We start from the raw sequence: 14,714 nt of genomic DNA on the forward strand, positions 1-14,714 counted from the left end.
TATCCCATTATTTGCTTAATTTTGCACGATAATAGGCAATGAAATTAAAGTTCATCATACCGCTTTTATCATCTGTCATCGCAATTGCCATGGCAGTACCTTCTATACCCTCACGTTTTAAGCACCAAATAGTTCCGCAAAACGATACGACAATTGCGGTAGACCCGTTGCTACATCGTATGAAAAAAGGCAATGAAGCAGTCGCTCCACAAGTAGATACCACGAAAATGGACTCACTTCAGTTGGCTATTTTCCGCCATAACAAAGCCGTAGACGATTCCATTCGTACCGATAGTATCATGAAATCAAAGTCGAATGGAATAGAAGCACCTGTAAAATATTCGGCAGAAGATTCACTTGTTTACGACGCTACAAAACGCATGGCATATCTTTATGGTATGGCAAAGGTAGACTATCAGAAGATGAAACTCCAGAGTGATAACGTTGCACTCAATATGGATAGCAGCCTTGTGCGTGCGAATGGTACAACAGACTCAACCCAAGAAAACAATATCAAGGGGAAACCTGTCTTTACAATGAGCGGTCAGGAATACAGTAGCGACTCTATGGCATACAATTTTAAGTCGCAAAAGGGTATGATAAAAGGAATATACACGCATCAAGAAGAAGGTTATCTCAGCGGAGAAAAGGCAAAACGTGATTCGTCAGGTGTGGTCTATTTGGAGCATGGTCGCTATACCACTTGTGATAAGCCTCACCCTGATTTCTATATAGCCCTTTCGCGTGCCAAAGTTCGCCCTGGTAAAGATGTTGTTTTCGGTCCAGCCTACCTTGTTGTTGCCGATGTTCCGTTGCCTTTAGCAATACCTTACGGATTTTTTCCTTTCAGTAAAAAATATTCAAGCGGTATCATTATGCCAAGCTATGGCGAGGAATATGAACGTGGTTTCTATCTCCGTGACGGTGGATATTACCTTGCTTTGAGCGATAAATGGGACTTGAAAATATTGGGAGAAATCTATACGCGTGGTTCATGGGGAGTGAGTGCTGCCACAAATTACCGCAAGCGTTACAGATTTTCTGGTTCGTTTCTGTTTAGTTACCAAGACACCAAGACTGGCGACAAGGGGCTTCCCGACTACATGGAACAAAAGAGTTTCAAGGTTCAATGGCATCATTCGCAAGACCCAAAAGCCAATCCTAATAGTTCTTTGTCAGCGAGTGTGAACTTTGCAACGTCAAGTTATGAGCGTAACAACCTCAATAGTATGTATAATCCACAAGCTCGAACGCAATCAACTCGTACATCTTCCGTAAGTTGGAGTAAGCAATTTCCAAATATTGGGCTATCTATTAGTACGTCAATGAACCTGAATCAGAACATGATTGACTCTACAATTCAGCTCACTTTGCCTGATTTGAACGTTAGTTTGAGCCGCCTTTATCCTTTCAAACGCAAGAAATTAGTGGGTAAGCCACGTTGGTATGAGCAAATTTCCATGAGCTATACGGGGCAGCTTTCTAATTCTATTAACGCAAAAGAAAGTCATCTGTTAAAGGCTAACTTTGCAAAAGAATGGCGTCATGGCATTCAACACGTTATCCCAATACAAGGTAATTTTACGTTGTTTGACAACATTAATATTTCGCCTTCGTTTAGTTTTACCGACCGTATGTACACCAATAAGGTTACACGCAGTTGGGATAATGTAGCAGGAAAAGAGAAAAAAGACACGATTTCAGGCTTTTATAACGTGTATAACTGGTCGTTAAATCTTTCGGCAAGTACTAAATTATATGGTTTTTGGGTACCAAACAAGAAAATTTTTGGTAACAAAATACAAGCCATTCGCCACGTTTTAACACCTTCGATAACCTTTTCTTATGCGCCAAATTTTGGCACACGCCGTTACGGATACTACGATAGCTATCAATATACAGACGCTAACGGAAACGTAAAGCTCGTTGAATATTCTCCATTTCAAGAGCAATTGTATAGTGTTCCTGGGAGATCCAAGACGGAAATGATAACATGGGACGTGAGCAATAACATTGAAATGAAGATTAGAAGCGACAAGGATTCAACAGGGTATCGCAAGATAAGCATCATTGACGAATTGGGTGCGTCCATGTCTTACAATGCTGCTGCCGATTGGCACCCATGGAGCGACCTCAGCATGCGCCTTCGTTTAAAATGGTGGAAGAACTATACTTTCTCTATGAATGCCCAATTTGCAACTTACGCCTACGAACTTGATGCCAACGGAAAACCATTTGTGGGTAACCATTCAGAATGGGGCTTTGGCCGTCTCCCACGCTTCCAAGGCATGTCGCAAAACTTTTCGTTCACACTTACCCCTGAAAAGATAAAGAAATGGTTTGGTGGTGGGAAAGACAAAGAGGACGATGACACGCACAAAGATGAAGAAGGACCTGACACTAAAATCGAATCGAACATAGACGACAAGATGGAACAAGGCAAATATTCTGCTAAAAGTCGTGGTGGCAACATTGCTGAAACCGATGAAGACGGCTATATGCGCTTCAGTATGCCGTGGTCATTGACTATAGGATATGGTATCACCATGCGCGAGAACCTACAAGGAACGTTCAACAAAAAGACTATGCGCTATCCTTACAAGTTCTCTCAAACCTTAAACGTCAGCGGAAACATACGCATTAGCGATGGTTGGAACATTAATTTCTCAACAGGTTACGACTTCGATTACCACGCAATGAGTATGACAACAGCAAGCCTTTCACGCGATTTGCACTGCTTTAATATGAGTGCATCAATTGTTCTTGCGCCTTATACGTCGTATAATTTCACTTTCCGTGCCAACGCTGCAACGCTCACCGATGCACTTAAATACGACAAACGCAGCGGTATTACCAATGCTGTACAATGGTATTAAACCGCAAAAGATAGGCTTTCATAAGGTTTACACCAAACATTTCCCCCTGAGAATAAACGCTACTTGAACGCTTATTCCCCCATCAACACCATAGTGCAACGATAAGTTTGTACACGCTTGTATAATTCATTATACAGCTGTTGTACAACTGATTGTACAAACGTGTACAACACCAAACTACTTATACATTTCGAAAAGGGGATAGCACTGCAAACATTTGAGCGATTACAGTGTTATTGCACCAACGACAACACTATAATCGCTCAAGGATTTACATTGTAAACAGTGAAAGCCTATCAATAAAGCCTTTCACACGCTAAAAAAAGGAGCGAAAATTAGCTTACACCAAGAATTAAATAAGTGGCATAAGTAATGAAAGAAGCAAACAAAACGAAGCCTTCCCAACGCTCAATGACGTACTTTGTGAACGAAAAGAACCAAATCATTATCATAGAAATCACCAAAACAGATATATCGGTCATTGTAATTCCCTGCAAATGCATTGGACTAACAAGCCCCGTAACACCCAAAATGCCTAAGACATTAAAAACATTTGAGCCTAAGACGTTGCCAATTGCAATCGCACTCTTGCCTTTTTTTGCTGCTACAACGCTTGTAGCAAGTTCGGGTAACGATGTACCGCCTGCAACAATGGTCAAACCAATAACCGCCTCTGATACTCCTAAGTAACTTGCCACTTTAATAGCACCATCAACAAAAAGCGTACTACCGCCTATCAAACAGCCTAAACCAACCACAATCCAAACGACAGACATAATGCCCGACAATTTAGGTTTACTTTCTAAAGTATCAGTAGACTCACTTTCCGCCTCAGCAGCATTCTTTTCAACCTTTGCACTTGATAAAGTCATATACATGAAAATGACAAAAAAAGCAAAGAGAATGGCTGCATCTAATCGGCTTATCTTACCATCAAAGCACATCATCATCAGAATGACTGAAGCCACCAAGGCAAATGGAATATCTTTCCTTACAGTTGAACGCAAAATCGCCATTGGTGCAATCGTAGCAGCTACTCCCACGATGAGCAAAGTGTTGAAAATATTAGAACCAACAACATTGCCTACCGCCAAATCGGGCGTGCCTTTTAAAGCAGAAACAAAACTTACACAAAACTCTGGCATGCTCGTTCCCATAGCTACAATGGTTAGCCCTATCACCATTTGCGAAATATTCATCTTTGTAGCAACAGCCACAGCACCCTCAGTAAGGCGGTCAGCACCCCACAGCACTAAGGCTATACCAATAACAATAAAAACTAAATTCAGTAACATCTCGTATATTCGTTATTAAATAAAATTGTTTGCAAAACTCCCATACCATAAAGCAAATGAGAAAGTCCTACAAATTCAGCACAAAGATAATCAAAAATCTCTTATTTCCATTTACATCACAATAAAAAAGGCTGAACTCCTTGACAGAGTTCAGCCTTACACCAATTATAAACGATATATGTCGAATTTTTATTATCCGCAGCAGAAAAGCACAATCAACTGTGCCACCAAAATTCTGAGGAACATACTCAAAGGATAAACCGTAGAGTAGCCCAAGGCAGGAGCCTCAGCATTACAAACAGAGTTTGCGTAAGCCAATGCAGGAGGGTCGGTATAAGAACCTGCTATCGCACCCATGATAGTGAAATAGTTAAACTTATATTTCATGCGAGCATAAGTTCCAACAAGCAAAATTGGGATAATTGTAATCAAGAAACCTGTTGCTACATATTTCAATCCGTCGCCTTGAACTACTGTTTCCCAGAAGCCAGCACCCGCTTTCACACCTACCGAAGCAAGGAAGAGTGCCAAACCTATTTCGCGTAACATCATGTTAGCCGACGTTGTTGTGTAAGTAACAAGGTGCATACGGTAACCGAAACGACCTAAAAGGATAGCAATAATCAATGGACCACCAGCCAAACCGAGTTTCAAAGGTACTGGCATTCCTGGAATAGCCAATGGAAGGCTACCAAAAATAATACCCACAACGATACCAATAAAGATAGTAGCAATGTTTGGAGCATTCAAATGCTTCTCTGAGTTACCCATCATCTTAGCAACACGCTCAACGTTTTCTTCAAAACCTACTACCATGATTCTATCACCTACATGCAAGTGGTGATTGTTAGCAGCATAAAGATCCATGCCTTGACGACTAATGCGAGTAATATTCACACCATAAACAGAACGGAACTGAAGTTTGCTCAAAGTTTTACCATTCATAGCACTATTGGTAACCACAATGCGACGGCTTACCATTTGCTTTGGTTGGTCTTCTTCGTGCCAATCTACTTCAATTTCTGGACCAATGAAAGCTATAACGGCAGGTGCATCAGCTTCAGCACATACCACGAGAACTTCATCGCCCACATGGAGGTTTGTTTCCTTTGAAGGCAATGATACAACACCTTCATGCATTAATCGTGTAATAACGATATCACGATTCAAGAATTTTGTAATTTCCTCCATTGTACGACCGCCGATGTAAGAATTTTCTATGCGCAAGTACATAATGTGTGGTTTCGCATTTGGATTTTCCTTTTCACCGTCTGTAAGCATTGCATTTTCAGCATCTAAGTCTACTTTACAAATAAAGCGAATAGCCAAAGTAGCACCAATGATACCAATAACACCCAATGGATAAGCACAAGCATAACCAGACGCAATATCAAAATTCATGTTTGCGCCAAACACGCTTGTCAATGCTTCTTTTGCTGCTCCAAGACCAGGAGTATTGGTTACGGCACCATACATCGTACCCACCATCATTGGCAAGTTCTTAGGGTCTGAAGTATCGAAGAAAAGATAATAGCAACCAAACATTACGGCTACGTCCAATAATATTGCAACTGTAGCAAGCATGTTCAGTTTAAGACCACCTTTTCCGAAACTTTCAAAGAAACCTGGTCCCACTTGCAAACCTATCATAAAGACGAATAGGATAAGACCAAAGTCTTGCAAGAAAGTAAGGGTTTCTTTTGGTCCTGTAAAGCCGATGTGTCCAGCTAAAATACCGACAAAAAGAATGAATGTTACACCAAGGGAGATACCACCAATCTTGATTTTACCAAGGTAGACTCCCAACGAAATTACTAAAGAATAGAGCAGCACAATGTGAGCCACGCTATCTTCTGTAGTGAATAATTTAATTAACCAGTCCATAAGTATGATTTTGAGAGTGCAAAGGTAGCCATTTACTTACAAATAAAAAATTTTATTGAGTGTATTTTACAATTTATCGCCCTAAAAAAACAGTGCTAACTCGCTACCTTTTAGTAACAAAAATAACCTATTAAGCAGTTGTTTATAGCAAATGATAAACTACATTCCCAAACTTTACTAACAAAATGTTTAAATAAAAGATGCTATAATAACAATTAGGCAATATAGAAAAAGTACGACACGTCAAGTTCTTTTTTTATAAAATAGTGAAAAATCAACAAAAACTATTCATTCTTCGCAAGAACTATTTTATGGTTTCACTTGAAATATTATACTTGCTTTTCTCTCATTTCGAACTTTTTAAGTAATTTTGCACCATCATGAGATACAAAATAAAGTGCAATAAATGTGGAAAAGACTTCCAAGTGGATACGGAAGAAGAGGGCATTGTAAAAGTGGAATGTCCTTATTGCCATAATGTTTTAAATTGTCAGTTGGGTGAGCCTAAGCCTTTTCGCACACGAGCACGCTCTATTATACCTATCGTTGATGGTACAGAAATAGATGCAAACACCATAGCCCACCAGCCTGTTGCCAAGACTAAATTCTTAAAAATGGCAACGGCGGAAATGTTGCTATCGGCAAAAGAGTCTATTACTGCCCACGCCCATCAAGCAACCGAATTGGCTGCCACCACGACAGCTGCTACTTCGGAATTTGTTTCACATTCTTCATCAAAAATCAAAGCCTTTCAAGAAAAGTATAAAGACGGCGATTTATGGGTTTTCTTCATCGGAAGTATTAGCTATATCTTGTTGGTTTTCATTGTGTTATTTCTCATGGCACAACTCACAAACTTTATTTACGATGGGCATCAATGGCTTTTCAAAAACTATATTGAATTGAAAAATTCGATAGGATTTTAAAATTTTCACGTCGTCGGTTACGGCTTTTGGAATTTAAGGCACACTTCTTGCCTATCATTCTGAAGATTAAAAAACAAAAACATTGATAAACTGAAAAATTATGGCATTTGGTAAATGGATTGGTGGCGCATTAGGTTGGATTCTTTCTGGCGGCAATGTACTCGGAGCAATAGCTGGTTATTGCGTAGGGTGTTTTATTGACGATGCGAAGGAAGGTTCGGACGACAATGGAACAACGGGGCAAACCTTCACGAACGACTACAATCATACAAATTTCAACCAACGCCCCTTCGAGGAAGACCGCAACTCGTTCCTCTTTTCCATGTTGGTGCTTTCCTCTTATATCATTAAGGCAGATGGAAAAATCATGCACTCGGAAATGGAATTTGTCCGCAATTTCCTACGTAACAACTTTGGCAAGAACGCAGTAGTACAGGGTGAAAACATATTGCTCCGTCTTTTTGAAATGCAAAAGCGTGAAGGGGCAGCAAGTTTCAAAGAAATGATACGCAAAAGTTGTGTCGAAATTTCGTTCCACATGGAAGATGCGCAACGCTTACAACTGCTCAACTACCTTGTCATCATTGCCAAAGTCGATGGAGTAGTTAGTCCTGAAGAAGTTGTAGCCCTCAAAGAAATTGCACAATACCTTGGTTTATCGGCGCAAGATGTTGATTCTATGCTGAATATGGAGGCTGCACAAAACAATCAAGGCAGTCTTGACGATGCTTACCGCATATTGGGTATTTCGCCTAATGCAAGTAACGAGGAAGTGAAGGCGGCTTACAGAAGTATGGCATTGAAACATCACCCCGACCGTGTAGCTAAGTTGGGTGAGGATATCAAACGACAGGCTGAAAAGAAATTCCAAGAAATCAATAATGCGAAGGAACGCATCTTCAAGGCAAGGGGTATATAATTAGTGTTTACTGAATAATTTATAACTCTCTGATATTTAAGTTTATATAACTTTATTTCTTTGTTTGTTTAACTAGAAAATCGTACCTTTATATAGTTAAATCCATAGCAAGATGAAGTTTTACGCTCCAAAATACAAGCAACTTGACCTCGGTTTGCTCCGCTCATCCCTTGATGAGTTGGACAAGACAAACCGATGGGTGGCTCTCGGTGACCTTCTTCCATGGACAGAACTTGAGAAGGAATACAACTCAAGGTTGGACAATCAGAAGAAAGGTGCAGGGAACAAGCCGGCACGCATGATTCTCGGCGCAATGATTATCAAGCACAAACTAAACCTGAGTGATGCCGAGACCATCGAGATTATCAGAGAGAGTCCCTACATGCAGTACTTTTGTGGATTGCATGAGTTCACCGACAAGCCTATATTCGACCCGAGCCTATTCGTCACGATACGCAAGCGAATCTCAGAGGAAGAACTCAACAAGATGACAGTCAAGCTTCTCGACAAGCAGAGGCGTCTTCTTGAAGAGAAACGCAAGCGTGAAGAAGAAGAGGCGAAGAGGAATGATGAGGACCCGCCGGCTCCGAAACCAGAGGATCCGAATGCCGCTTCCTTCACCGACTCAAAAGGTCGCGAGCACAAGGGAGTGCTGAAGATTGATGCTACCTGTGCCGATGCAGAGATGCGTTATCCTGTTGACGTTGATATAATACATGATGGTTGCCGCAAGGTTACCGACTATATTATAAAGGTGTGCGAGATGTTTGAGCTGCACAAGCCACGCACGAACTACAAGCATGCACGTCAGGCATACCTTCAGCTTGTCAAGAAAGCCAAGAAGAAAGGCAAGATGGTGCGTGATACTATCGGGGTGATGCTCAACTACTTGCGCAAGGACATCCGCATCTTAATGGACTTGCTTGCAAAGAACAAGACGTACTACGAGAGCCTATTCCTATATGAGAAACGCACCTTGACTGCAATCCTCACGATGTACCATCAGCAGGAGGAGATGTACAGGTCAAAGACTCATACTTGTGCAGACCGCATACTGAGCATCTTTCAGCCACACGTCCGTGCCATTGTCCGTGGAAAGGCTAAGGCAAGGACTGAGTTCGGGGCCAAGATAGGTGCAAGCATAGTCGAGGGCTATACGTTCATCGACCACCACAGCTGGGATGCCTACAACGAGAGCCAGGATCTCTTGCTACAGATTCAACTTTTCAAAGAACGCTTCGGCTATCTTCCGGCCACCATCCTTGCGGATAAGATTTACCTAAACAGGTCAAACCGAGATATACTTGAGGATTTTGAAATCCATTCATACTGCAAACCGTTAGGGCGACCACCGAAGGATCCTCCTTCAGATGAGATGAAATCCAGAATGGCCAAAGCCATCGGGGAGCGCAATGAAATCGAATGCTCATTCGGTACTGGCAAGAGAATCTATCGAGCCAATGACATAAGAGCCAAGCTTCCAGATACAGCACGATGCTGGACAGGAATGTGCTACTTCGTTAAAAACGTGATGAAGTTCCTCAGGGAACTTTGTCTTGCCCTGACCGAAATCTGGTGGTTTTTCATCATTATCGTCACTATGAGGGGCTACGTCTGCTACCCTCTGTCTGTGAAGAGATAATAATTCAGCAGACCCTAATTAAGGTGGAAATCCGAATTCTATGCTAAAATCTTTCTTATAATTAAGCACAGAATGAATACCAAAAACAAAACCTATTGTTTTGCACTTCAAAACAGCCTCTTTTGAACTCCAAAAGCGGCTGTTTTATTTTTTTTGTAGGGAAAATCATAGATAACCCCTACCTGCTAACCTTTCACAGCAAAAGTTATCATTGCTGAATAGTTACAAAAAGGAGTTTCGCTATCAGAAACGAAACTCCTTTTCCATTTTTATTTTTTGTAGGTAAGTGGGGGCTATTGCATGCCAATATTTTTTATTTTATCATTACCTTTTGTGAATATTCACCTACACCAACAATATACAATCCTTTTTGTAATTGGGTGCAATCAATGGTTGTATTATTGATATTATCAGTATGTATGCGTGTTTCCATCTTTCGTCCGTCAATAGAATAAACATCAATGGTACGGAGTTTAGCGACAGGATATTCTACAAATATTTGCTTACTATTTGGGTTGGTATAAATTCGAGCCTTGGTAGCACTTAAACTGCTTATTCCGTTTGGATCTTCACCTTCATAGATAGGTTTATTGTCTTGTCCACCATTGAAGTCTCTTACTTCCCAACCCTTATCGGTAGCTTTCTTGCATTGCTCTTGGGTGGCAATATTATCTTTTTCGCCCTTGGTGGTACTATCTATAATATAGAGTTGTGCTTTACGCTTATAGCCTGTAGCATCGGTAAGCGACTCTACGAGTGCGTCCATAGCCTTCCCCTTAATATTATTATCAGCACAATTTAAAAACTCCAACTTTGTTGCTGCTGAAACATCAAGCATTTCAAGATTGTTTTTGTTCACAAAAAGACTTAAAAGATTTGGTGCTTTAACAAGTTCAAAATTGGTTAAGCTTGCTTCTTGAACAGCGAACCATGTAAGATTGCCGTATATTTTTATTTCTTTATCCTTTACAGTAAGTGTATTGTGCCCAGTTTTGCTAAGGTGTACAAGTACCTCATCGCCCATATCTGCCCATAAATCAGTTGTTCCTTCAGCAAATATTTTTATTTCTTTACCTTTTTCGAGTGTGGTTTGCATCTTTACTGCCAATGGCTCTTTAGGTGTTAAGGCTATACCTGCATATTCCTTCAAACCATTAGTGGTATTAGCAAATACTTGCCAATTCTTTTTCAAAAGCAATGCCACATTGGTTTTGCTTACAACATTGCGTTCAGCTGCATTATCACTATCAATTGCAATAATTTTTCCTTTTGCAGATTTCGGACAAGTTACAAGACTTGCTACAAAACGTGTGAAAGCCGCATCATCAAGTCGGTTCAACGAGCAATCCAATTCCTTTAATACCGCTGCATTTGTTGCATCTATTGCCGTTGCAGCAACATTGCTAAGGTCAGCAATTTCCACTTCTCCATAAACATGAATATAGGTTCCCTTGAGTTCGTAGATATTATCTTTGTTGTCCACCTTTACAAGGTTTCCATCGCCCATATCAAGCATCAGCTTTCCTTTGCCCTTGAATGCCATTTGCACCATGTCGCCTTTCTGCTTTAAGGTGCTAATCATAATAGCTGGGACAGGTGCTTTATAAGGAGTAGGTTCACCTCCATTCCAATCCAATACTTTCCAATTTTTCTTAATCGCATCGGCAACCAAATTGTCGGAAAGATAGTTTCCTTCGTATTCGTTCTTCGTGTCAATTGCTACCAATCGCTTTTCTATATTGTTATTGTCAGGAAGACTTGCTACAAGCTTCTTCATTGCATTTTCATTAAGACGATTGGCACAGCAGTTTAGGTAAACAAGATTAGGTGCTTTCTTAATTTCCAATTCGGTAAGGTCGCTCTGAAAACATACCATTTCAGTAAAATCTCCTGTGAGCAATACTTGTTTGTTCTTCACACCATTCAGGAAATTAATCCCCGCAATGAGTTCCTGTTTCTCGCCACCTTGCGTAGTCCATTCCATTTTACCTGTACCTTTTACCTTCAACACTATAGCATCGCCAGATGATTTCATCGTTACATTTGGTTCTTCGGTTACAGTTCCGCCCTCATTTTCGCCTTCGTATGGTTGTTTATTTCCAACTGAACCCGAAAAAGCATAAACAGTCCAGCCTTTTTCCTTAGCAGTAGCCACATGCGACTTGTAAATAACGTTTTTATCATTGGTGTTGGTAAAACATTTTGCAGTTATTACACCACTCGTAGTATTAGGAAGCGATGCCATACAAGCTGCCATAGCCTTAGCTGAAAGCTCGTTTACAAATATATTTATCTCCTTGCAACCAACAGCACCACTAAGGTCTAATGCCGTAGCTTTAGAGAAACTTGTATTGATAAACGTTATATACTCTGGGTGGTCGCAATAAAAAGTTACGGTTTCGCCTTTCAATTCAACTGATGAATATTTACTTGGCTTGAAATCAACGATTTTTCCATCGCCCTCATCAACCTTAATTTTACAATTTTTTCCATCAGCTATGGTCATACTTGGATAAATCATTTTATCTTTACCCTTAGCAGAAGTAATCTTGAATAACATCTTTTCTTTCTGAACAACAGGAGGTGCTACAGGGTCAGCCTCGCCTTCGTATGGTGTTTTTTTCTCTACAACATCCGAAAAAGCATAAACAGTCCAGCCTTTTTCCTTAGCAGTAGCCACATGCGACTTATAAATAACGCTTTTATCGTTTGTGTTACTGAAATTTTTTACTGTTATTTTTCCGTCAGTGGTCTTTGGAAGCGATGCCATACAAGCTGCCATAGACTTGGCTGGAAGCTCGTTTACAAACATATTTATTTCCTTACAACCAACAGCACCACTAAAATCTAATGCAGTAGCTTTAGAGAAGCTTGCATTGATAAATGTTATATATTCTGGGTGGTCGCAATAAAAAGTTACGGTTTCGCCTTTCAATTCAACTGAAGAATAGCTACTTAGCTTGAAATCAACGATTTTTCCATCGCCCTCATCAACTTTGATTCTGCACTTCTTCCCACTGGCTATGGTCATACTTGGATAAATCATTTTGCCTTTGCCCTTAGCAGAAGTAATCTTAAATAACATTTTGTCGGCTGCATGTGTCTGTAACACACAACCTAAAAGCAACACACAGATTGCAATCATTACTTTAAAAATTTTCATTTTTGTCTGTTTTTTAGTGAATACTACAGCGTTAAATTAACGCTACAAAAGTAGAACTTTACCTAAAAACGCACAATACCTAAAAATTGGTATTTAGCTAATAATGAGAAAGAAAAGTAAACTTTTTGAAAAATGTTTTTATCATTGGGTAACGGTACAGAAACAAGTTCAATTCTATGAAAAATAAGTCCTTTTTTAAAGAATTAGGGTTTGATAGATTGTAGTTTAAGTTTTATTTCGTATCTTTGCAAACAAAATTTATGCGTAGCGTGAAAATTAAGGAAGTAATTGATGCCCTTGAGAAGTTTGCGCCTCTGCCCTTGCAGGAAAGCTACGATAATGCTGGCTTGCAAGTTGGATTGACAGGGGCGGAAGTATCAGGGGCTTTGTTGTGTCTTGACGTAACCGAAAAGATTGTAGACGAGGCGATAAAACTCGGCTGTAATCTTATCGTGGCACACCACCCTTTGATATTTCGCAAATTATCTCATATTTCAGATGCTACCTATGTGGAACGCACAGTGGTTAAGGCGATTAAGAACGATATAGCCATTGTGGCGATGCATACCAATTTAGATGCTGCCATGGGGGGCGTAAATTACAAAATAGCCGAGAAGTTTGGCTTGAAAAATGTACGTTTCTTTGGCAATAAACAGACTATTTCGATTGCTGGAGGCGAAGTTTTAGGAGGTGAAGGTGTTATCGGAACGTTTGCAGAACCTATGGCTGCTGACGATTTTATCATTATGATGAAGCGTGAATTTGAAGTAGAATGTGTGCAAACGAACGAGCTTTTGCGTCGTCCAATCCAGACGGTTGCGCTCTGCGGTGGTGCTGGTGCCTTCCTTTTGAATAAGGCGATAGGCGAGAAGGCTGACGCTTTTGTAACGGGCGAGATGCACTATCACGACTTTTTTGGACACGAACAAGAAATTCAAATCTGCTCGATAGGGCATTATCAAAGTGAGCAGTTCACCACAGAGGTGTTCCGTGAAATCATAGAACGGGCATGCCCGAGCGTGAAATGCTACACGACGGACATTAATACGAATCCTATTATATATATATAAGGTGGATTTTTGGGAAAGAACGAAAAATAACAGAATAAAAAATAGACAACAATGGCAAAGAAAGACCCTAAAGATTTATCAGTAGAAGAGAAGTTGAAGCATCTCTATCAGTTGCAAGCAACACTTTCTGCAATTGACGAAAAGCGTGCGTTGCGTGGTGAATTGCCACTCGAAGTTCGCGACTTAGAGGACGAAATCGAAGGCTTGAACACTCGTATCGATAAAATTCGCTACGAAATAGACGATTTCCAACACGCTATTGTTCAGCGCAAGGGCGACATAGAACAGGCAAAAGCAAGTTTGGAACGTTACAATCAACAGTTGGAACAAGTGGCTAACAATCGTGAATATGACATGTTGACCAAGGAAATAGAGTTCCAAACATTAGAAGTAGAGCTTTGTAAGAAGAAGATGGACGAGGCACAAGCAAAGATTAAAGCGTGCCAAGACGACCTTGCAAATAACGAAGCTATTCTTGACGACCGTCATAAAGCCTTGGAAGAAAAGCGTGCAGAACTTGAAGAAATCATGCAAGAAACACGCGATGAGGAAGATGATTTGAAGGAAAGAGCAGTTGAAATTGAAACAAAGATAGAAACTGGTTTGCTCCGCAGCTTTAAGCGTATTCGCAAAGGTGCTCGTAACGGCTTAGGAATTGTGTACGTTCAGCGTGATGCGTGCGGTGGTTGTTTCAACAAAATTCCACCTCAGCGTCAATTGGATATTAAGATGCACAAGAAAATCATTGTCTGTGAATATTGCGGACGTATCCTTATCGATCCAGAAGTAGCTGGTGTAAAACTTCAAACAGCCGAAGAAAAGCCAAAGAAGAAGCGCGCAACTCGTAAAAAGAAGGAAGACGCTGAATAAAAAAGCACCTTTTTATATTCGAAAAGATAAAGTAAAAAACCCCATTGGTAAAGCTTTCGCAGCAACCAA

9 protein-coding genes are annotated in these 14,714 nt (G+C 40.5%); 6 read left to right on the top strand and 3 right to left on the bottom strand.

The window, feature by feature from the left end; genetic code table 11:
• The first annotated feature begins 38 nt into the window (after positions 1-38).
• A complete protein-coding gene (locus DYI03_RS03785; protein ID WP_021668247.1) occupies positions 39-2,876 on the top strand; it encodes a putative LPS assembly protein LptD in 2,838 nt (945 codons plus the stop codon).
• A gap of 335 nt (positions 2,877-3,211) precedes the next feature.
• On the opposite strand, the gene DYI03_RS03790 is transcribed toward DYI03_RS03785, so the two are convergent.
• Together DYI03_RS03790 and DYI03_RS03795 are read right to left on the bottom strand one after the other, a co-directional pair.
• The gene (locus DYI03_RS03790; protein ID WP_021668248.1) at positions 3,212-4,171 is read right to left on the bottom strand and encodes a calcium/sodium antiporter; all 960 of its coding nucleotides are present in this window, start codon (positions 4,169-4,171) and stop codon (positions 3,212-3,214) included.
• A gap of 192 nt (positions 4,172-4,363) precedes the next feature.
• Entirely contained in the window at positions 4,364-6,055 is a 1,692-nt protein-coding gene (locus tag DYI03_RS03795; RefSeq protein ID WP_021668249.1) for a putative transporter, read from the bottom strand.
• 380 nt (positions 6,056-6,435) lie between these two features.
• Between DYI03_RS03795 and DYI03_RS03800 the strand changes: the two genes are divergently transcribed.
• The 3 genes from DYI03_RS03800 to DYI03_RS03810 all read left to right on the top strand — a co-directional run bounded on the left by DYI03_RS03800 (position 6,436) and on the right by DYI03_RS03810 (position 9,542).
• Positions 6,436-6,981 (top strand): Rpo12/RPC10 RNA polymerase subunit family protein, encoded by a 546-nt coding sequence (locus tag DYI03_RS03800; protein ID WP_021668250.1) that lies wholly within the window; start codon positions 6,436-6,438, stop codon positions 6,979-6,981.
• Between the two features lie 100 nt (positions 6,982-7,081).
• Complete coding sequence (locus DYI03_RS03805; RefSeq protein ID WP_021668251.1) at positions 7,082-7,900, top strand: DnaJ domain-containing protein; 819 nt, start codon at positions 7,082-7,084, stop codon at positions 7,898-7,900.
• Between the two features lie 112 nt (positions 7,901-8,012).
• Positions 8,013-9,542 (top strand): IS5 family transposase, encoded by a 1,530-nt coding sequence (locus DYI03_RS03810; RefSeq protein WP_115367858.1) that lies wholly within the window; start codon positions 8,013-8,015, stop codon positions 9,540-9,542.
• Between the two features lie 313 nt (positions 9,543-9,855).
• Here the strand turns inward: DYI03_RS03810 and DYI03_RS03815 are convergent, their stop codons facing one another.
• Positions 9,856-12,705 carry a T9SS type A sorting domain-containing protein gene (locus DYI03_RS03815; protein ID WP_021670330.1) on the bottom strand — a complete coding sequence of 950 codons (2,850 nt, stop codon included), beginning with the start codon at positions 12,703-12,705 and terminating at the stop codon, positions 9,856-9,858.
• A gap of 260 nt (positions 12,706-12,965) precedes the next feature.
• Here DYI03_RS03815 and DYI03_RS03820 point away from each other — a divergent pair, with 260 nt between their 5' ends.
• The gene (locus DYI03_RS03820; protein WP_021670331.1) at positions 12,966-13,775 is read left to right on the top strand and encodes a Nif3-like dinuclear metal center hexameric protein; all 810 of its coding nucleotides are present in this window, start codon (positions 12,966-12,968) and stop codon (positions 13,773-13,775) included.
• 51 nt (positions 13,776-13,826) lie between these two features.
• Entirely contained in the window at positions 13,827-14,645 is an 819-nt protein-coding gene (locus DYI03_RS03825) for a zinc ribbon domain-containing protein (protein WP_004356312.1), read from the top strand.
• Positions 14,646-14,714: the final 69 nt, after the last annotated feature.

The organism is Prevotella disiens (assembly GCF_900454955.1).
In the GTDB taxonomy this organism is placed as follows: domain Bacteria; phylum Bacteroidota; class Bacteroidia; order Bacteroidales; family Bacteroidaceae; genus Prevotella; species Prevotella disiens.